This window comes from Ignavibacteria bacterium, assembly GCA_017302895.1.
Classification (GTDB): Bacteria; Bacteroidota; Ignavibacteria; order Ignavibacteriales; family Ignavibacteriaceae; genus UTCHB3.
Genome location: JAFLBV010000002.1, coordinates 454,303 through 474,670, shown reverse-complemented (window position 1 = coordinate 474,670; position 20,368 = coordinate 454,303). Strand labels below are relative to the sequence as shown.

Annotated in this window: 18 protein-coding genes; 14 read left to right on the top strand and 4 right to left on the bottom strand. The window is 41.0% G+C overall.

What is annotated here, in order from left to right; genetic code table 11:
* The first annotated feature begins 12 nt into the window (after nt 1-12).
* The 7 genes from J0L60_09715 (at nt 13) to J0L60_09685 (ending at nt 8,723) form a co-directional block, all read left to right on the top strand.
* Nucleotides 13-1,041 (top strand): DUF459 domain-containing protein, encoded by a 1,029-nt coding sequence (locus tag J0L60_09715; GenBank protein MBN8546392.1) that lies wholly within the window; start codon nt 13-15, stop codon nt 1,039-1,041.
* A 21-nt stretch (nt 1,042-1,062) separates the two neighbouring features.
* The gene (gene der, locus J0L60_09710; protein MBN8546391.1) at nt 1,063-2,373 is read left to right on the top strand and encodes a ribosome biogenesis GTPase Der; all 1,311 of its coding nucleotides are present in this window, start codon (nt 1,063-1,065) and stop codon (nt 2,371-2,373) included.
* Nucleotides 2,373-3,719 carry an FAD-dependent oxidoreductase gene (locus J0L60_09705; GenBank protein MBN8546390.1) on the top strand — a complete coding sequence of 449 codons (1,347 nt, stop codon included), beginning with the start codon at nt 2,373-2,375 and terminating at the stop codon, nt 3,717-3,719. Before der ends, J0L60_09705 begins: the two co-directional genes overlap by 1 nt.
* 13 nt (nt 3,720-3,732) lie before the next feature.
* Nucleotides 3,733-4,764, top strand: coding sequence for a hypothetical protein (locus J0L60_09700; protein ID MBN8546389.1), 1,032 nt, complete (start codon nt 3,733-3,735; stop codon nt 4,762-4,764).
* Between the two features lie 82 nt (nt 4,765-4,846).
* The gene (locus J0L60_09695) at nt 4,847-7,012 is read left to right on the top strand and encodes a bifunctional (p)ppGpp synthetase/guanosine-3',5'-bis(diphosphate) 3'-pyrophosphohydrolase (protein MBN8546388.1); all 2,166 of its coding nucleotides are present in this window, start codon (nt 4,847-4,849) and stop codon (nt 7,010-7,012) included.
* Entirely contained in the window at nt 7,012-7,431 is a 420-nt protein-coding gene (gene ruvX / locus J0L60_09690; protein MBN8546387.1) for a Holliday junction resolvase RuvX, read from the top strand. The genes J0L60_09695 and ruvX overlap by 1 nt, the downstream gene beginning before the upstream one ends.
* 5 nt (nt 7,432-7,436) lie before the next feature.
* The gene (locus J0L60_09685; protein ID MBN8546386.1) at nt 7,437-8,723 is read left to right on the top strand and encodes a cyclic nucleotide-binding domain-containing protein; all 1,287 of its coding nucleotides are present in this window, start codon (nt 7,437-7,439) and stop codon (nt 8,721-8,723) included.
* Here the strand turns inward: J0L60_09685 and J0L60_09680 are convergent.
* Nucleotides 8,720-10,756 carry a methyl-accepting chemotaxis protein gene (locus J0L60_09680; protein MBN8546385.1) on the bottom strand — a complete coding sequence of 679 codons (2,037 nt, stop codon included), beginning with the start codon at nt 10,754-10,756 and terminating at the stop codon, nt 8,720-8,722. The two genes, J0L60_09685 and J0L60_09680, sit on opposite strands and share 4 nt — an antisense overlap.
* Nucleotides 10,753-11,742, bottom strand: a complete 990-nt coding sequence (locus J0L60_09675) for an ABC transporter substrate-binding protein (GenBank protein ID MBN8546384.1) — start codon at nt 11,740-11,742, stop codon at nt 10,753-10,755. The genes J0L60_09680 and J0L60_09675 overlap by 4 nt, the downstream gene beginning before the upstream one ends.
* A gap of 171 nt (nt 11,743-11,913) precedes the next feature.
* Here J0L60_09675 and J0L60_09670 point away from each other — a divergent pair, with 171 nt between their 5' ends.
* From J0L60_09670 to J0L60_09640, 7 genes are all read left to right on the top strand, one after another.
* A complete protein-coding gene (locus tag J0L60_09670; protein MBN8546383.1) occupies nt 11,914-13,011 on the top strand; it encodes a response regulator in 1,098 nt (365 codons plus the stop codon).
* A gap of 73 nt (nt 13,012-13,084) precedes the next feature.
* A complete protein-coding gene (gene porQ, locus J0L60_09665) occupies nt 13,085-14,011 on the top strand; it encodes a type IX secretion system protein PorQ (protein MBN8546382.1) in 927 nt (308 codons plus the stop codon).
* A gap of 74 nt (nt 14,012-14,085) precedes the next feature.
* Nucleotides 14,086-14,442: an aspartate 1-decarboxylase gene (locus J0L60_09660; GenBank protein MBN8546381.1), complete on the top strand. Its 357-nt coding sequence runs from the start codon at nt 14,086-14,088 to the stop codon at nt 14,440-14,442.
* 34 nt (nt 14,443-14,476) lie between these two features.
* Nucleotides 14,477-14,992, top strand: coding sequence for a hypothetical protein (locus J0L60_09655; GenBank protein MBN8546380.1), 516 nt, complete (start codon nt 14,477-14,479; stop codon nt 14,990-14,992).
* Between the two features lie 14 nt (nt 14,993-15,006).
* Nucleotides 15,007-15,498, top strand: coding sequence for a LytR C-terminal domain-containing protein (locus J0L60_09650; GenBank protein ID MBN8546379.1), 492 nt, complete (start codon nt 15,007-15,009; stop codon nt 15,496-15,498).
* Between the two features lie 9 nt (nt 15,499-15,507).
* Nucleotides 15,508-15,876 (top strand): ribosome silencing factor, encoded by a 369-nt coding sequence (gene rsfS / locus J0L60_09645; protein ID MBN8546378.1) that lies wholly within the window; start codon nt 15,508-15,510, stop codon nt 15,874-15,876.
* A gap of 36 nt (nt 15,877-15,912) precedes the next feature.
* A complete protein-coding gene (locus J0L60_09640) occupies nt 15,913-17,541 on the top strand; it encodes an arginine--tRNA ligase (protein ID MBN8546377.1) in 1,629 nt (542 codons plus the stop codon).
* Here J0L60_09640 and J0L60_09635 read toward each other — a convergent pair whose 3' ends face one another.
* Both J0L60_09635 and J0L60_09630 read right to left on the bottom strand, forming a co-directional pair.
* The gene (locus J0L60_09635) at nt 17,542-18,225 is read right to left on the bottom strand and encodes a ComF family protein (GenBank protein MBN8546376.1); all 684 of its coding nucleotides are present in this window, start codon (nt 18,223-18,225) and stop codon (nt 17,542-17,544) included.
* Nucleotides 18,226-20,367 (bottom strand): hypothetical protein, encoded by a 2,142-nt coding sequence (locus tag J0L60_09630; protein ID MBN8546375.1) that lies wholly within the window; start codon nt 20,365-20,367, stop codon nt 18,226-18,228.
* Nucleotide 20,368 lies beyond the last annotated feature (1 nt).

Below are 20,368 nucleotides of genomic sequence, written 5' to 3'. Positions count from 1 at the left end.
CTTATCCTGAATATGAAAGAACCGGCTCCTTATCCATTAAAAACTGTGATTATGATGGTTATTGTCGTTTTCGCACTTACACTTATATTGAACTCAGTTGGATTATTCAAGTGGGCATACCGTCTGCCGGTCGAGTCTCCGTTCAGGTCGATTTTTATTGAGGTTTTCGAACCCGTTTATACAGTTACAAGGACTGCAGGATTTACAACCCCTGTAACCAAACTTCAGGAAGGGTATCGTAATTTTGCGCAGGTAGACGAGGGAGCCGGATTTGACCAGAACCCGGATGAACTCGTTAGAAAGGATCGATATCCCTGGTTTGAAGCAGGGAGTTCAAGTGAAGAAGTGTTGGAGGCTAAGATTGTCCCATTTGATGTTACCGCAAAAAAAGATGCTGTTTCAACAAAAAACACAGGTACCGTCGAAGTTTTGTTAATAGGTGATTCAATGATGAAGGTGGGGTTTGCTGATATTCTTCAAAAAGCTCTCGAATCACTGGGAAATGTAAAGGTTACTGTGTTTTCAAAAAACTCTACAGGACTTACCCGTCAGGACTACTTTGACTGGTTCAAGCAGCTTGACAAACTCTGTTCCGGTAAAAAATATGATTTGATAGTTCTGATGATAGGTACCAACGATGCCCAGGGAGTAAACAGTGGGGGAAAAGATATTTATTACGGGACAAAGGAGTGGACAGATCTTTACAGATCAAAAGTAAATAAATTTGCATCAAAAATGTCTTCTTCAGCTTCCAGGTTTTATTGGATTGGAATGCCACCAATGAGAGACAAAACCTTTGATGGAAAAATGAGAACACTTTCCAAAGTTTTTGAGGAAGAAACAGCTAAATTTGCAAACGGGAAATTTTTGTCAGGAGTAAAAATATTAGGGGATTCACAAGGGAATTACACGGCTTACATTAAAGATGGCCAAAAACAGGTGCTGACTCGCGCTAACGATGGAATTCACTTCACCAATGGTGGCGGGGATTTTCTTACAAAGGCGGTCATCGAAGTGTTCAAGCTCGATTATAAAAGATAGAACAGGAAATTACAATATATCATGAGAGATAATTTAGTAGTAATAGTTGGTCGTCCCAATGTTGGAAAATCAACTCTATTCAACCGGTTGACCGGAACAAAGGATGCCATCGTTGACGATGTCAGTGGTGTAACGCGTGACAGGCAATTTGGCTATGTCGAATGGAACCTGAAAAGATTCAGACTTATTGATACCGGTGGCTATGTCCCTGATTCTCCCGATCAGTTTGAAACTGCAATCAGGGAGCAGGTTGAGATAGCTCTTACTGAGGCTGACAAAATTATTTTCGTGGTTGACGGCAGAACTGGCTTGCTCCCGATAGATGAAGTAATCGCCGATTTACTCAGAACTTCCGGCAAAAGGACGATTCTTTGTGTGAATAAGATTGACTCTGAGAAGCTGGAAAATAATGTGCACGAGTTTTATGCCCTGGGGTTTGGAGAACCACACCCAATATCTGCTCTTAATGGAAGAATGACGGGCGATTTCCTTGAAGTAATCATTGACGGGTTCCCGCTCGCAGAAGAAGACCCTTTGGATGAAGGCTTGAAGATTGCATTTGTCGGTCGACCGAATGTCGGAAAATCATCCCTGACGAATGCACTTCTCGGTGAGGACAGAAGCATCGTAACGAATATTCCCGGGACTACAAGGGATTCCATAGACAGCATTATCAAGTTTTACGGTGAGGAAATCACGATTGTTGATACCGCGGGATTAAGGCGGAAATCGAAAATTAAGGAGAATATTGAGTACTATTCTTCGGTCAGAACCCTCAGAGCTATTGCTGATGCCCACATAGTGGTGCTGATGGTAGATGCTGTTCAGGGCTTTGAAAATCAGGAACAAAAGATTCTTGAAGAGGCTATTCAAAGAAGAAAAGGTGTAATAATCGCCATAAATAAATGGGATCTGGTTGAGAAAGACAGCAATACCGCTAAATACTATGAAAAAGTGCTGACACAAACTCTCGGTAAATATGATTATTTCCCTGTGATTTTCATATCCGCTGTAACAAAACAGAGGATTTTTAAACTCATAGAACTCGCTAAAGAAATACAGCAGGAACGGCACAAAAAAATCCCAACGAGTGAGTTGAACGACAAAATCCTGAAAGAGATAGAAGCTTCACCGCCACCTGCAACACACACAGGAAAAGAAGTCAGAATAAAATTTATCAACCAGGTTGGTGATAATTACCCGGTATTTCTTTTCTTTTGCAATTATCCAAAAGCTGTTTCTGACAATTACAGAAGGTTTCTCGAAAAAGCCATCAGACGGCATTTTGGATTTAAAGGAGTTCCTTTTACAATTTCATTCAAAGAAAAATAATGAAACACCTGATCAAGAAAATTGTTATCGTTGGGAGCAGGGCAGCGGGACCTGCTGCCGCAGCGAAGGCCAGGAGAGAGAATCCTGATGCTGAGATAACAATGATCGATTCAGGAAGATATGTATCCACAGGAACCTGCGAGATTCCTTACCTGATCTCCGGGGAAGTCACTTCACCCGGAGAACTGCTCTTCTTTTCGAAGGAAGATTTCTCCCGCCATTATAATGTTGAACTTCTCCTTGAAACAAAAGTACTCTCCATCAATGCACGGACAAGAGTCCTGCGTGCTGAAAAAAACGGTACCGGATTCGACCTGACCTACGACCGACTGGTACTCGCGACAGGAGCCCGGCACATAATACACCCGCTGTTTCCCCGGGAGACAGAGAATGTGTTTTATGTCCGTAATATTGAAGAGATTGAAGAACTCCTTATTCAGTCAGAGACTGTGAACAAGAAATGGTGCGTTGTGGGTGCGTCATACTCGGGTGTCGAGTTTGCTGAATCGCTGAAGAAATCAGGGAATGAAGTATTTCTCATTGATAAAGAACCTTTACCGGTTCACGGATTTGTAACGGAGATAAGGGAGCTGGTTAAAGAATCACTCGTTTCGGAAGGTATCGATTTCTACGGAAACATCAGTGACTTAAAAGTGTTTTCTGATGGTGGGAAGGTCAGGAAAATTAAGATTGACGGCAGGCTGAAGGAATGCGACCATGTAATTGTGGCTATTGGCATCGAACCAAATGCTGATCTCGCCAAAAGTGCAGGACTGGAAATTGGGGGCTATGGAGGCATCAAAGTTGACAGCAGAATGAGAACATCCGACCCGAATATTTTCGCTGCAGGAGATTGTGTTGAACTGAAGGAAAAAATTACGGGAAGACCTGCATGGCTGCCGATGGCGAAACTCGCCAGGGATGGGGGACACATTGCCGGAGCAAATGCTGCAGGCGGCAATGAATTTATGAATCCTGTTATTCGAAATCTGTCTTTGAGAGTATTTAACAATTTTGCCACTGCAACAGGCATTTGCACATCAAGAATGGAGAAATATCAGATTCCTTATAAATCAGTCTCCGCCACTTCTGACGCAATAATTAAGGTAATGCCTGACTTTCATAAAGTATTCGGGAAAATTTTCTACGGAAATGATGGTAAAATTCTTGGTGCCGGGTTTTTTGGCGGGAGAGAGGTCTCAGGATACTGTGATATCATCGCGCTCGCAATCAAGGCTGGTCTTAAAATTACCGATTTGAGAGAGAGTAACTTTAATTACACACCGACACTTTCACCTTTTAAGAATTTACTCGAAATCCTTGCTTATAAAGCAGTTCAAAAATAAATTGGGAATTTAATTGAATCGTATCACACTCATCCTGGTAACTTCTATCTTTTTAGCTCTCTTTAATTCCTCGGTCTATTCTCAAAAATATCCCGATCCTAAAGTGCACTCCATAATCGAGAGGGGGATTACATTCCTCTCCGGATCCCGCTATGACAGTGCCAAGGCTACTTTTGGGAGACTTGAGAAGGATTATCCTTCTCTTCCTTTCGGTTCTCTTTATCTCGCAGGAGTTGAGATCGTAAAAGCTTACGACTGGGGAGTACCTTTCAATGAATCGTATATTTTGAGTAAGCTCGAACGGGCAGAAGATATTGCCGACCAAAATTATGACAAAAACAGCAAAAGTGTTTGGAATACCTATGCAATGGCTCTAATCTATTCCTACGAGGCATATTTCGACTTTATAAAGGAAGACTGGTTTGGAGTATTCAAAACAGGGACAAATGCTCTGAAGTACTTCGAACGGTGTTCCGAACTTGACAAAAAATTTTATGAAGCTTCCACAGCCATGGCAATCTTCGACTATTGGAAGAGTTCGAAGACAAAAGATCTTTCCTGGCTTCCTTTCCTGGAAGATAATTCGGAGCAGGCGATCAAAATTCTGGAGAGGAACAGGAATTACTACTCATATAACGACTTCCTGACTGCCAATTCTCTTGCCTGGATTTACATCGATAAAAAGCAGTACGCCAAAGCGCTCAATCTTTGCAATGAAATACTTAAAAAGGCGCCCGGTAACCGGATTGTAAAGTGGACCAAAGCCAGGGCACTCGAGGAGATCGACAAAAAGAAGGCGATCGAAGTTTACGGACAGATTCTCTCTACATTTCCCGTATCAACCAATTATTACTATTTCAATATAGTGACTCTTAAACACAAGATAGCCATGAATTATGAAAAACTTAAGATGTACAAAGAGGCACTTAAATACTGTGAAGAGATACTGGCTTTGAAAAATTTCAATTCATGGGATGAGAAAAAACTGGCTGAACGACTCAAAAGAGTAAAACAGCTTCGCGACTCATTGAAAAAAAGGGTATAATCTCTTCTTTAACATTAATTAAGTGGATTTTCTTGATTATTTTACGCTGATGATTTTTTGATATCCGGAGCAAATACCTGTAATGAGTGAAGATGGAAGATTAGATGAACTGCTGAAACTCTGCAAAGAGAAGATACCCAACGCCGACCTGGCGCTTATTAAAAAAGCCTATGAATTTGCTGCGATTGCCCACCAAAATGACAAAAGAGCATCTGATGAACCCTACTTTAGTCATCCCCTTGCTGTAGCCCGCATCCTTATAGAAGAAATTCCCTTTGACGATGTCTCAATCGCCTGTGGCTTGCTGCATGATGTGGTTGAAGATAACGAGGAGTATTCTTCAGACCTGATTAAAAGAAATTTTGGATCGGATGTTGCAATTATTGTGGACGGTCTGACCAAGATTAAAGAGCTTTTCCGATCGGCTGAGATAAACCAGGCAGAAAACTACAGAAAACTCCTGATGTCTATTATGAAAGATATCAGGGTCATCATAGTGAAATTCGCCGACCGTCTTCACAACATGCGAACCCTTGAATATCTGGAACCCGACAAGCGAAAAAGAATTGCCACCGAGACTCTTGAAATTTACGCCCCGCTTGCTCACCGGTTTGGATTGGGCAAGATTAAATGGGAACTTGAGGACCTTGCTTTCAAGGAATTGAACAGGAATGCCTACGATGATATTCGAAAAAAACTGAATCTGAAAAGGGACGAGAGAAATGAATATCTTGACAGGTTCTCGGCACCAATCCTGGCTGCTCTCGAAGAGAAGAACTTTAAATGCGAATTGAGTGGCAGACCAAAGCACCTGTACAGCATTTACCGAAAGATGATAAAACAGAACAAGCCGTTCGAAGAGATATTTGACCTTTTTGCAATAAGATTGATTCTGGATTCTGATAATTCCTTCGATTGTTATACTGTTTTTGGTATCATCAATGCACTTTATATTCCGGTACCCGACAGATTTAAAGACTATATAGCCATTCCCAAAGTTAATAATTATCAGTCGATTCACACTGCCTTGATAGGTCCCGAAGGAAGGGTAGTGGAGGTTCAGATCAGAACCCGAAAGATGCACGAAATTGCCGAGAGAGGTGTTGCAGCACACTGGCGCTATAAAGAGGGGAACACCGTAAAGGACAGGAATACAGATGATTATGTCCAGTGGATCAGGGAAATGGTTGAAAGTTCGGGTAGCGATGATCTGAAGAAAAACATTATAGAAAACTTCAAGTTAAATCTCTACGAGAATGAAATTTTTGTAATGACTCCAAAAGGCGACCTGAAAAGGTTGCCTGTAAGGTCGACTCCAGTTGACTTTGCTTTTGCAATACATTCCAATATTGGACATCATTGTATCGGGGCGAAAGTCAATAAAAAGATTGTACCTCTCGATTTTGTGTTGAATCGTGGTGATCAGGTTGAGATAATTACCTCAAAAAATCAGCACCCGAATAAAAACTGGCTTAAGTTTGTTCAGACGCAAAAAGCCAAATCTGAAATCAGAAAATGGCTCAATAAAGAGGAAGAGGTCTTTATTGAGAGTGGTAGGGAAATCTGGGAGAAAAGGTTAAAGAAATTAAAGCTCACTCTTGGTGAGAATGAGGTTGCAAAAATACTTCAGAGGAACAAGTTTCATCATACCCGTCAGATGTTTAAGATGCTTGGGCAGGGGAACATCACCATTGAAGCGATTTTGGAAGAGCCAAAGGAGAAGGATCACAAATTACAGGGTTCACCCAACATAGAGTTTGAGGATTTCGCCCGTTATGCAAGAGGAACGGGTGGAGAACTCGTTGTCGATGGTGAAGACATCAAGATGATGCTCTCATACTCCAAGTGTTGTAATCCGATTCCGGGTGATGAAGTTGCTGGATTTATTACGACCGGTGAAGGTATCCGGATTCACAGGAAGACCTGCCGCAATCTGATTGAGAAGTCTAAAGTTGAGCCGGAGAAAGTGGTTTCGATAAAATGGCCCGAAGTTGAAAACTCATCCTTCATCGCCGGTCTGGTTATTCGTGGAGACGATTCCGCAGGTATGCTAAAGGATATTGCTAATACGATAGTAAGCTACAACAACACTTCGATCAAGTCAATCAGTCTAGACACGAGCGATTCATTTTTCGAAGGACAAGTCACTCTTTTTGTACAGGATCTGAATCATCTTTCGAGAATTATCGACCGCCTGAAGAAGATTAAGGGGGTTTATTCCGTCACCAGAATGGCTGAGGCTAAATAGTGGCGGAAGGACGAATTCTTTCGATTGATTACGGTTCGAAGAGAGTGGGCATAGCCCTGAGTGATCCTTTAAAAATAATCGCCTCACCTTTCGATACCTTTGAAAACAATTCAGCTTTATTGGGAAAGATCGTGATTTTGGTAAAGGAGAAAGATGTAGAGCGGATAATTGTCGGTTACCCTCTGAATGGTGACGGTTCTAAAACGGTTTTGTCTGATATTATCGAGAAATTTTCAAAATCGGTTGAGCAGGAGACAGGGGTTCCTGTTGAATTGTATGATGAGCGTTATTCCTCATCCATTGCAAGTGAAAGAATTCTCCAATCAGTAGCAAAAAAATCGAAAAGACGGAATAAATCTTTGGTTGATAAATTTGCCGCTGCTGTAATTCTTGAAGATTATCTTAAGGAGTTTGGATAATTGCCATGATGTCTTTCAAATCTAACCCGCTTACTGTAATCCGGTTTATTCTCGTCTCACTTCTTGCCGTGGTCTCCTCAATATATTATCCACTGATAATAGTTGGTACCATTGCTTACGATGAGTTGTATCTTATCCTGATGGTTGCTAATTTGATAATAAACGGCTGGGATTTGATCGCCAACTACAACATCTATAAAGAGAAAAGTGAGCATTACAGTTCTTTGGCAAGAGATTTGGGAATAAGAAAGAAGAACCTGTGGTTGTTCATTGACTTACTGGCTGTTTTTCCCTATGAATTGTTTGGTTTAGTGCCTGTTCTTCTGCTCAGGTCATTAAAATTGTTGAGGCTCTCACAACATCAAAAACTGTGGAGGCGGAGGGACCTCAAGAGAAATGATTTTTTGTACATTGTGTTTTTCCTTTTTTGGATCACTCTTGCTGCTCACTGGCTGGCATGTGGATGGATAGCTCTTGAACCCGGTGTGCAGGAGAAAGATACCCTCTCCCTCTACATCGAAGCGATGTACTGGACAATTCAAACTCTTACAACTGTAGGATTTGGAGACATTGTTGCTGAAACCAGGGGACAGATGGTTTACTCGATGGTGGTTATGATGTTCGGTGTTGGTATCTATGGCTGGTTGATTGGTAATGTTGCAGGTATATTGTCTAAGCGGGACTCTGTTGAGCAATATTACTATGAAAATATGGAAAGACTTAAAACCATTGTGGGTAACAGAGGTCTCCCTCCGGAACTACAGCACAAAATTGGGGATTACTACGATTATATCTTCTCGCGAAATTATTCGGGGAAAGATGAACAGATATTCTTGAATTCCTTGCCTGAATCATTACGGAATGAAGTAATGATCAGCCTTAAGCAGAGAATTATCAGGATGATATCTGCATTTTCAGAATCTCCTGAAGATTTTATCCGCGAGATTTCCGGTGAATTGAAAACAGAGATATTCATTCCCGGAGATATAATTTTTGAAGAGGGAGCTACGGGTGATAAAATGTACTTTTTGTTGTCGGGAGAGCTGGAAGTAGTCGCGGGGCAGGAGAGAAAGCATCTTGCAACTCTGAAAGCCGGTGACTTTTTCGGAGAAATCGCCCTTTTTGAAAATACCAAAAGAAACGCCACCATCATCTCAAAAAGTTATGCAGAGGCATACTCATTGGACAAAGCTGCATTCAACTATGTGCTCCTAAGATTCCCGAATGTAGCATCTGTAATCATGGCAAAAGCTGCTGAAAGACGGTCTTCAAACGGCAAATCTGAAAACTAATCGGTGATAATCTTGTTCACTTCATTTTCGAGTGAATGAACTGCATCATTAACAGTCTCTGAAACATCGAGCAAATTACTGATTGCCTGTTTGGTATCGATACTGAGTTTTTCAACTGCAAGAAGATTACTGCCGATAGAGGCCACGCTATTCTGAGCCACTGTCATTGCCTTTTTGAACATTTCAAACTGTGGTATCAATTCTTTGTTCTTATCAAGGATGATACTGAGGTCATCAATCATTTTTTGAATTTCTCTGAAACCCTCCAGTGATCTGCTGTGGTATTTGGAAACTGTCTCGACACCATCTGCGACGGATCCTTTCACATCTTCTATAATCTCACCAATCTCGTTCAGCGAATTAAATGTATTTTCAGAGAGTCGTTTAATTTCATCCGCAATAACCTTGAAACCCAAGCCTGCTTCGCCTGCCTTTTCAGCTTCAATAGCAGCGTTTAGCGAAATAAGATTGGTTCTGTCGGCAATATTGGAGATTGTTGTGATCACCCGAGAAATATTTGCAGTTCGTTTGTTGATGTTATTCAATTTTTGCACAATGGAACCGGTTGATTTACCAATCTCAACTATTGAATCGCCGATATTGCCAATATTGTTCTGCCCCTGCATAATAAGATTGCCGGTTTCTTCCACTGCCTCAGTAAGTCTGACGGTGTCATCTGCAAGAGCTTTGGTAATGTTATCAATTTCTTCACCGAAATGTCGAACATTTTTGTTTGCAATGTCCTGTTCTGCGAATGTATTCTCCAAGAATGCTGCTGCATCATTAAGAGTGCCCGCCGATGATTTCAGGTAGTTACCGGCTGATTTTATCCTTATCGAGAGACCTCTCAAGTCGAATATCATCTTCCTCATGAAGAACCAGAGTTTTGTTATTTCATCTTTTGACGAACTCTCGTCTTTCTGTGATGTCTTGATGCCTTTGTTTAGTTCTTCATACTTTTCAACCGCCGCCCTCAGGTTGCCATTCGCGACAAAAGCCAGAACATCTGAGATTGATGAGACCGGTTTGGTGGTCCTTTGGATCACAAAAAATATAAAAATCGCAAGGACTGAGGCACCAGTAAAACCTACAAAAAGAATAACATTATTGAGGAAATAAAGCCCGGAAAAGAGTTCATTTTCAGGTATCATTATTCCTACTGACCACCCGGCTGATTTCATTGGGATGTAATAAATCCTGTAATCCTCTCCAGATACGGGTTCCACAATTTTATTAAACCCGGTTTCTCCGGCAACCATTTTTTTGCCAACAAGACTGAATTCCTCATCCTGAAGTCTTTCCGAAAGACTGAAAACCGTCTCATTCAAAATCAGAGACGAGTCTCTGTGAGAAATGAATGTTCCAAATCTGCTGATTGCGAAGGCATAGCCATTTTGAAGAATCTTGATATTTGAGATCACATTGCGAAGCTGAGTGAGATCTACATCAGCTGTAACAATTCCTCTTGTTTTGCCTGAAACCTTGTCGACAAACGGTACGGAATATGTAATCATCAGATTTTCTCCGCCACCTGAATCATAATATGGCTCTGACCAGATTGCTCTTTTTAGGACGAAAGGAATCTGGTACCAGTCCCACATTTCGTATTTATACTCCTCTTTGGCAAGGTCAGTGTAAACCACGGAATCTTTGTTCCTGTAATAATAGGGAGCATAGGGGAGTGAGTCTTTTCTTGCAGAAGGTTCAAAAGCAATACAAATTCCGTAAACTCCCGGATTATCTTTAAGGATATCTTTAATAAGGGTTGAATTGCGGGTTGTATCATAAGGAAAGTTGGAAAGTACAGCCGAGAGCGCCTCAGGAATTTTTTCGACATTCGTCAGGTACGATTCCATCATATTAACTTTAGCTTCGGTGATGTTTCTTGAATCCTCTTCGATTCCATCGAGGATTATTGATCTGGAAACAAAATAATTGGAGAGATAGATCGCAATCAAAATGACGAGTGAAATGAGGAGGATATAGACTGACAACCTTTTATTAAGAGGCAGAGACCGTATTTTCTTTATCATTTCCTGACCTCCTTGAAGAAGGAATCGTAATTGATGTCACCTTTTATCCTTTTTGCATCTGTCAATACCTGAATGGCGATAGCGAATGAGCGTTTGTCGAGTACAGGGTCGATTTTGTCATTCACCGGCGAAATGATATCTTCCATCGTGTTCAACATCCGCATCTGATGAGCGTAGTTGGCGGAGAGACCCGCTTTTCTTTTCAATTTCATACATTCATTTACGGTCTCTTCCTTGTTCTTGAACGCCTCTATCCAGCCTTCCATCGATGCCAGGAGGAAGTTTTTGCAGATTTCTTTGTTGTTCCGGAGAAACTCATCCGTACAATAAATTCCATCCTCAGGGACATTCAATCCATAATTGGCAATCCTGAAAAGGGTAAGGTCATCCTCACTTATTCCTGAAAAAATGATGCTGTTCAGTTCATTGTAATCCATTACCACTTGTGCATCCACACCTCCCATCAGAAACAGATTTACAGTGGACCTGACAGGTACAAATTTTGAGTTTAAGTTGTATTTGGTCAGGAATGCCTGTGGGAGTTCCCGAAAACCCGCTTGCCAGATGGCGATCTTTTTATTGTTGAGATCATTTAGTTGCTTGATACCTCGTGATTTTAATCCCGCGATGGTAAGTGCAGATTTTTTTGAAATTTGCCCGATTAATCTGTATTTAAAACCGTGGTCGTAATCTTCCAAAGCGCCTGATAGAAAGTTGGTAATAAAATGTGCACTTCCTGCCTTGAGATAATCAATTGCATTATCCTTAAAACCGGTGTGTCTTATTGTTACATCCAAACCATATTTTTTATAAATTCCTTTTGTTATTGCAACATAGTATCCGGCAAACTGTGCCTGTGGCTGCCAGTGGACTGCAAGTATGATCTTCCTCAGTGAGCTGTTACTCTGCATTGGCAACAATGCGAATATGCCCGTCACGAGGAAGAGCAGGATTATTTTAAGACGGTTTGGACTAAAATATCTCATAAAATTTCAAAACTAAATGGTTTGCAACGACTATGGTGATACAAAAAAAACAATATTTGAAAAGGAATCATTTAATTTAAGATGAATCACGCATATTACAAAAAAAAGTGATTAAATTTACACTTAAGATGTTCTGAAATTGTCCCAAATCAACAAACAATCAAATATTTGATGAAAAAGATACTGATAATTGAAGATGACAAGAGTTTGTGCTCGAGTCTGGAGGAAATTCTAACCACGGAGGGGTTTGAAGTTCTTGCAACCCCGAATGGTGTCAGTGCACTTGAGGCGGTACCAATATTCAATCCTGATTTAATCATTTCTGATGTTTCGATGCCGGAGATGGATGGATACGAGTTGCTTGCGGAGCTTGCAAAAAATGAATCGTGGGCAACAACTCCCTTTATTTTTCTCACAGCTCATAGTGAAGGAAATTATCGAAGAAAAGCGATGGAACTGGGTGCGGATGATTTTTTAATTAAGCCGTTTTCAGTGGATGAACTTTTGTTGACAATTGATGCCCGGCTGAAAAAAAGCGAGAAGGTTCGGCAGGTAAGTGATGACAGAATTAAATCTATCACCAAGAGTATTTCTTTCAGCCTCCCCCACGAATTAAACACCCCTCTGTCGGGAATTATTGGATTTTCAGAAATCATGATTAATGAAGCTGACATTATGACTCCGGATGAGGTAAGGGAAATGGCGGGTTTCATTAATGAATCCTCCATGCGGTTGAAAAAGACAATCGGCAAATACCTCAACTATTCCAAACTACAGGTCCTCCTGAATGATGCAAATGAGAGACGAAGCCTTCTGAAGGGTGATTCCATCATCTCCAATGAACTGGTGGAAGCGGTAATGAACAAGGAGAAATTTGAGAAAAACAGATTCGAGGATCTCGTGGTGGACCTTGAGACTGCTGTTGTTATGATAAACGGTGACTATCTGGCTCTTCTCCTTTCTGAACTTATTGAAAATGCACTTAAATTTTCACGGTCAGGTTCCAAAGTGTTGATAAAGGGGAAGAAGGGGAATAAAGTCTACTGGTTGACTGTCTATGACAAGGGCAGGGGAATGACTTCCCGTCAACTGGCAGATATCGGGGCTTTTGTGCAGTTTAACAGGGATATGTTCGAACAGCAGGGATCAGGACTGGGACTCGCAATCGTAAAGAGTATTATGTCAATTTTTGAGGGGAATGTGCGGTTTAGCTCTGAACCGGGATTGGGAACCACTGTCACTCTGGAACTGAAACTGAATAAAGAGTAAATTTATTGGAGTGAATTCGGAAATCGAAAATCGTTATATTTAGAGGTTAAATTTCAAATATCCGGAGTATCATTTGAAAAGATTTCTCTTTTCAATCCTAATAATTACATCAGTGGCAGTAAATGCACAGAATACTTTCGAGTTCTTGCGAGTCGATGTCAGCCCCCGGGCAGCAGCCCTGGGTGGCAGTTTTACAGCGGGAACTGATGACGCCAATGTAATCCACTATAACCCGGCTGCTTTAAAGCAATTAGCCGGCTCTCCTTTTTCCGCCAACTTTGTGAAACATCTGCTTGATATCAATTTTTTCGGTGTTGCATACACCAAAGAGTTTGAAGGAATTGGCAGATTCGGAGCCGCTTTTCGTTATGCCAATTACGGTACATTTACCGAAGCTGACGAATTCGGGAACAAAACAGGTACCTACGGAGTTAATGAACTGGCTTTTACGGTTGGTTATGCGAATGTACTCGCTGAAAATTTTTATTATGGTGCAAACTTAAAGCTGATCCACTCATCGATAGCTTCCTACAGTTCTTCGGGTATTGCCTTCGATTTGGGATTACAGTATAATATTCCTTCCCAACTGATTAATATCGGCTTCACAATGACCAACATTGGCGGTCAGCTCTCCTCATACACCGGAGCAACTGAAAAACTGCCATTTGATATAAGTGTCGGTGTCACGAAAAAACTTGAACACTTGCCCGTAAAACTTTTTCTGGACTTTCATCGTCTCAATGAAGATACAGATGAGTTTATTAAAAGGCTTGAATACTTCAGCTTTGGAACCGAGTTTTATCTAAGCAAATCTTTGACTCTTCGTTTGGGATATGACAACAAAAAAAGAAAAGATTTGAAGGTGGGTGATTTTGCCGGACTTGCAGGTTTCAATGCCGGTCTGGGAGTCAAAATTGATAAATATACCTTCGATTACGCCTTTTCTTCCTACGGGGAAATTGGTACACTTCACCGGATTGGTGTAAGCACAGAGTTTTAAGGAACTAATATTTGTTTCAAATTATTTGTATCTTTGATTGTTTTTTATAAATATTCTTGAGGAAAAGACTCTTAATGTTAAGAGAAATGTGTAAATCCAAAATTCAAAGACCGACTGTTACAGCTTCCGAACTTTATTATGAGGGAAGTTTGACTGTCGATCTCGATCTACTTGATGAAGCGAACATTTTACCGTATGAAAAAGTACAAGTTGTAAATGTAAATAACGGAAGCCGGCTTGAAACCTACACCATACCCGGTGAAAGAGGTTCGGGCATTATCTGCTTGAACGGGCCTGCCGCCAGATTAGGTTATGTTGGTGATAAAATTGTGGTTATATCCTACGCAATGATGGAAGACGAAACCCTGGTTGATTACAAACCAAAAGTCGTGATAGTTGATGACAACAACAGAGTAACCAAAACCTTCTAATTGATGATTATCTGAACGATACCCGGAGACAATTATGAAAAAAATATTGATTTTAGTATTGCTGATCACCGCAGTTTCTTTTGCTCAGTTCAAAAAAGATCCGTTTTCAAAACCTGAGGTTCGTGACGGTATTTTCTCAAAAGAAACCGGCGGGAATTTCCTCTCCAATATTTTTAACTCAGATAATTTTTCGATGAAACATTCGTTTGATGCATCTTTTTCAACTTTTGGCGAACATGGGATAGCAACAACAGTCTATACCAACAGTATGTTTTATAAATTTTCTGACAATTTAAACATCAGACTTGATGCGTCTCTCGTCTATTCACCTTATAATTCGCTGGGTAAAACCTTTCAGGACAACATAAACGGACTATACATCAGCAGAGCAGAGTTAAACTTCAAACCATGGGATGATACAGTTATTCGTATTCAGTACCGCAATATCCCTGCGGGCATGTACAATTCGTATTACGGATACAATAATCCTTTTTACGGAAATTACAGCCCCTGGGGAAATTCATTTAATGATGACTGGTTTGTTCGCTAAAAGGTTGGGGCAAATTGTTCTCCAATAAAGAAGGTGCTGAGAATAAAGAGAAGAGTTCTGTAAAGGGACCCCTCAATGTCCTGCTGAATATCTCCATTTTCGTTCTATTGGTTATGCTCGGGTATTTTATCTATTCGGGTATTGGAAAACTTGCTGATTCTGCGAAAGAAGTAAAGACAGGCGATCAACCGGGAGTACAAAGGTTGATTCAGGTCAAGATATATAACGGATGTGGAATTAAAGGTCTGGGTGAAAAAGTAACCGAATATTTGCGGAAGAATAATTTCGACATTATAGATGCTGAAAATTATTCATCATTCGATGTCGAAGAGACTCTGGTTATCGACAACCGGGGAAACCGTGAGAATGCCCTCCAAACTGCCAAAGTGCTTGGCGTTGACCCCAAGAAAAATGTTTCAGAAAATATTAATGAAGACTACCTTCTCGATGTGATAGTTATCATCGGGAAAGATTATAAAAATTTAAAACCTTTCAACAATCAATAAATGGAAAAAATGAACGAACGGGACCAGGAACAGGATCAAATATTAAAGATTATCACAGAATCGATATTTGAGAAAAAAGGGGTTGATGTTAAGATACTTGATCTTAGAAACATAACCACAATTGCAGACTATTTCGTTATCTGTAGTGGTGAATCAGATATGCAAGTAAAAGCCATCGCCGACAATGTTGATAAAAGCCTTTCCGACGAAGGGATCAAAGTATGGAAAAAAGAGGGATTCAAAGCTCTTTCGTGGGTACTTATTGATCTTTCCGATATTGTTGTTCATGTATTCAGAAATGAATCAAGACAATTCTACAACCTCGAACGACTCTGGGGTGATGCACCAGTTCAGGAACTAAAAGACCCCATCGGCTGAATCTCATCCAATTAAATTACCTCATGGAGTAGAAATTTGAAAAAGTATTTGTCAGGTTTGTTTGCCGGACTTAAGAATAATTTTGAGTTATCGGAAGATATCGAAGTAAGCTTTGACATCCCTAAGATTGAATCTCATGGAGACTTCTCAACCAATATTGCGATGTTGATGGCAAAACGGCTTGATAAAAAACCAAGGGACCTTGCTCAGGAAATTATCTACAGTCTAAATTTTGACAGGTCAATAATCTCCAAAGTTGAGGTGGCCGGACCCGGTTTTATAAATTTTTATTTTACGCCTGAGTACATTTCTTCATCCGTGAAAAAAATTCTTGATGAAGGGAAGCAGTTCGGTAAAAGTGATTCCAACAGGGGGAAGAGAGCGATAATTGAATTCGTCTCCGCAAATCCCACAGGACCTCTTACCGTAGGTCACGGCAGAAATGCTGTTAGTGGCGACACTATGGCTAACCTGCTTGAGGCAACCGGATTTGAAGTGGACAGGGAATATTATTTTAACAATGCCGGCAGGCAGATGAGAGTTCTCGGCAATTCGGTCAGGTTGCGTTATCTTGAATTGACAGGCGAGCTGGAGGAGTTTCCGGAGGATCATTATCAGGGTGAATATATTACGGGGATTGCACAGGATTTGTTCGAAAAACATGGTGACAGCCTTAAATCTGAAGGTCCCGAGGGTATTTTTAAGGAAGAGGCTGAAAGAGTAATTTTCGAGGATATAAAGAAAACACTCGAACGGATTGGGATAAAACACAATGTTTTCTTCAACGAGAATTCCCTTTATGAAGATGGGAAAATTGACGGTTTGTTAAAAACTTTCAAAGACAGGGACCTAAGTTACGAAAAAGACGGGGCTGTCTGGTTAAGACTCTCCGATCTTGGCAACGAAAAAGATAAGGTAATAGTTAAAAATACCGGAGAACCCACTTACAGACTGCCGGATATTGCATACCATGCCACAAAATTTGAGCGTGGTTACGATTTTATTGTCGATCTTTTTGGATCCGATCACACAGCCACATATCCCGATGTTCTGGCAGCTCTCGCTGAACTTGGCTACGATATCGAAAAAGTAAAGGTGATGATTCATCAGTTTGTAACCGTTATCAAAGATGGTAAAGCGGTGAAAATGTCGACCAGAAAAGCAAATTATATCACCCTTGATGAGTTGATTGACTGGGTGGGTTCCGATGTTGTGCGATACTTCTTCAATATGCGGGCAATTTCGACACATCTAAATTTTGATTTGAACCTAGCGGTAAAACATTCCGAGGAAAATCCGGTATTTTATCTTCAATATGCACATGCGAGAATTTGCTCAATCCTTCGGATGACCGATCAGGAGGGTTTGAGAATGCAGACCGATCAATTGGAACTCCTTGTTACTGATGAAGAACAACGACTGATTAAGAAATTGTTGTCATATCCGGATGTTGTAGAGAGTGCAGCAAAGGTGCTTGATGCAGTGATTCTTTGTGCGTATCTTGAAGAACTTGCAGCGGCATTTCATAAATTTTATACCGTCTGCAGAATTATTGGTAGTGAACCAGGACTCGCCGGGGCTCGACTTGCTTTGGTAAATGCAGTTAAAACCGTTATTTCAAATGGTTTAAGTATCCTTGGTGTAACTGCTCCTGAGAAGATGTAGTCAGGCTATCAAAACCGAAGTTGCATAGATATTGGAAGCACCGGAATCCCAAAGGGCTTTGGCTGCTTCCCGGATTGTCGAACCCGTGGTAATTACATCATCAACCAAAAGGATGTTTTTTGATGTGAACTGCAGTGGGTTTTTTGCTTTAAATGCCCCTATAAGATTGCCCTCCCTTCCACTTTTCGATCCGGTAACCACTTGAGCCTCGGTGTAGCGAATTCTTCTGAGATGGCTCTTTTCCACAGATAGTCCTGTTACACTGCTTATTCCTTTGGCTATTTCTTCTGACTGGTTAAAACCCCTCTCAATCATTCTTAATCGGTGAAGGGGAACCGGAACGATATAATCGATACCCAAGACACTGAATGCCTCATTGAAGTGCGCTCCAATCAGATCGCCGAGATACTTTCCTGCGTGATATAAATCGTTATACTTTAGAGATACGACCAGTGTTCTAAGAGGGGACTCGTGAGTAAATTTAGCCAGTGAGAAGAGATCAGTTATCACCCCGTCGTGAAACTTTTCGTGGTGCAACTTCATTAAATCGAAATGGTTAAGTTTGGGCTCTGTCTCGAAACACTTTTTACACAAAAAATTTGCCTCGAAGGGGAGAAGAGATTCGCAGTGGATACAAAACCGGGGGACAATAACATCAGCAAGTTTTGAAACAAGCCGTGCCACCTACATCATACCTTCTCTTTTTCTTAAAAACCATTCAGTCGAAAGCAATAAGACAAGCACTATCAGCATCCATGAGTTGTTCCACAGATTGTGGGATTTGTTCTCCCTGAATTCCAGTGATGTTTCCTTGTTTGCTTTTTCCAGTTCATCAAAGAATTTAAGGTAGTTGGTGTAAGTATAGAAATTCCCACCGGTTAGTGAGGACAGGTCTCTTAGAAAACCGGGGTTAGCGTAAGGGTCAACCATTTCGATATTTACATCACCGATATTAAAAGTACCCGGATCAGTACCAAAAGGATTCCCGGCGAGTGAACCTGTACCTGAAAATGTATGATCGCCAACCTTTTCAGGTTTGTATATTCCCTGATAAATTCCGGATCCAACCGGTGAAAGGTTGAATTCAGTTTTGCCACCGGGAGAGTTGATCAAAATTTTAACATCGGCATCGGAAAGAGGGTCGAACGACTCTGTATAAGCCTCTGCAATAAACTCAACCTGCTCATTCCTGGAATAGAATCTTTTGTTGGTTCTTACGCTGAATCTTTTTTTGTCTTTGACCGCTCCAAGCCATTTTGCCGAACTGAAAAGAAAATCATCAAACAACTTTTCCTTCTTCGCCTTCAATTTCCATTTCCAGATATCTCCTGCGATTATTGCCAAAGACCGCTTAAAACCAAAATTCCGGCTGACAATCAAGGGGTTAGGCAACACTTTATTGTTCAATTTTACGAAAGCCAGTACCTGACTCTCAGGTCTTGCATCAGCCCGCAGATTGGGAATCAGAACAGGGGGAAGTGCATCCCATTCTTTCAGCGATGCAGGGTCACTCGAATAGAAGAGTGGATTTCTTTCAACCCCCTCCGCCATCGAAAGTTGAGCCTCGAAATCAACACCGGCTCCGGGTCGAAGCGTAACCGGCAGCCAGGGCTCAATTTTTTTCAGAAGTGCGAGATCAGAGTATTGATTGATCAGTATGAATACGGGAACATTCCTGTTTGAAATAAGATCAACAACTTTATCCTGGATTGATCCCGGGATTGATTTGACAGGATAGTTAACCAGTACAAGGACCCCCGTGCTGTCGAGAACAGAGCTATTAATATCCTTTTCGAGTGGTTTATCTGAAGCATCAAAAGTCATTGATCTTACTGTCAGATTGGAGTCTCCTGAGAGGGCATTTTTGATGAATGTAACATCAGGTGTTGGGGCACCGGATAAAACGAGCACCTTTTTTCTGTTGTCAATTACATTAACAAAGAACGGAAAGGTGTTGTTTTGCTTGTTTACCTCAGCCGGGAAAATTTTTGCGGTCACTGCAAGTTTTTTAATCCCTGTCGAATTCGGGATATATGTGAAATTAATTGATGTAGAGCCATTTTTATCAACTGATACGTTAGCAGACTCGATAATTCTACCGTCTTCAGTGAGATCGACTTTTATATCTGTATTCGGAAATCCTGCCACCTGCAAGGTAGCAGTAACAGGGGAACGACTTCCCTTAAAAATATAGTCGTTGTACAAAACATTTTCCACTGCTATATCTTTTTTAACGGTAGAATCGCCAATAAGGACTGACCAGACCGGAACACCGAGTTTTCCGGCACTGATAAGTGGATTTGTGCCATCAGTCATGACACCATCAGAAACGATAGTGATGGTAGCATTTTTTATTTTTTTTTCCTTGGCAAATTCAAATATGCTCTCAAAATTCGTTACCTCTCCGTCAAATTTCAGTTTTCCTGATGCACTATTCGAGGAAATGGAATCCACTAATTTGGAGAATGAAAAAACTTTGGAATTTTTACCGAGAGGCGATGCGGCGAGGTCAGCCAGAAATTTGTTGATTACTTCTTCTCTCTTTGTTCCATCGTCAAACCTGATCGATTCGGATCTGTCGATGAAAAAATAATTAACCGGTTTCTGTATCGATGTAAAGCCCAGATTTAGCGCCGGACTGAACAAAAGTAAAGCAAGTGTCATGAGAATTGAACTTCTCAAAATCAACAGGAAAGTTCTTTTGGCGGTTGAGACAACAGGTATGGTGATTCTGTAATAATACCATGCCAGCACAGCCAGCAGAGATGCAGCGATGAAGTAGTAGAGCCATGACCCCGAAATCAGAAGTGATATTTGCTCAGGCAAT

Excerpts from the sequence above, each read along its gene's own strand:
- J0L60_09705 (MBN8546390.1), top strand. The coding sequence starts at position 2,373 with ATGAAACACCTGATCAAGAAAATTGTTATCGTTGGGAGCAGGGCAGCG.
- J0L60_09655 (MBN8546380.1), top strand. The coding sequence starts at position 14,477 with ATGAAAAAAATATTGATTTTAGTATTGCTGATCACCGCAGTTTCTTTT.
- J0L60_09685 (MBN8546386.1), top strand. The coding sequence starts at position 7,437 with ATGATGTCTTTCAAATCTAACCCGCTTACTGTAATCCGGTTTATTCTC.
- J0L60_09660 (MBN8546381.1), top strand. The coding sequence starts at position 14,086 with ATGTTAAGAGAAATGTGTAAATCCAAAATTCAAAGACCGACTGTTACA.
- rsfS (MBN8546378.1), top strand. The coding sequence starts at position 15,508 with ATGAACGAACGGGACCAGGAACAGGATCAAATATTAAAGATTATCACA.
- J0L60_09695 (MBN8546388.1), top strand. The coding sequence starts at position 4,847 with ATGAGTGAAGATGGAAGATTAGATGAACTGCTGAAACTCTGCAAAGAG.
- J0L60_09675 (MBN8546384.1), bottom strand. The coding sequence starts at position 11,742 with ATGAGATATTTTAGTCCAAACCGTCTTAAAATAATCCTGCTCTTCCTC.
- J0L60_09670 (MBN8546383.1), top strand. The coding sequence starts at position 11,914 with ATGAAAAAGATACTGATAATTGAAGATGACAAGAGTTTGTGCTCGAGT.
- J0L60_09715 (MBN8546392.1), top strand. The coding sequence starts at position 13 with ATGAAAGAACCGGCTCCTTATCCATTAAAAACTGTGATTATGATGGTT.
- J0L60_09680 (MBN8546385.1), bottom strand. The coding sequence starts at position 10,756 with ATGATAAAGAAAATACGGTCTCTGCCTCTTAATAAAAGGTTGTCAGTC.
- der (MBN8546391.1), top strand. The coding sequence starts at position 1,063 with ATGAGAGATAATTTAGTAGTAATAGTTGGTCGTCCCAATGTTGGAAAA.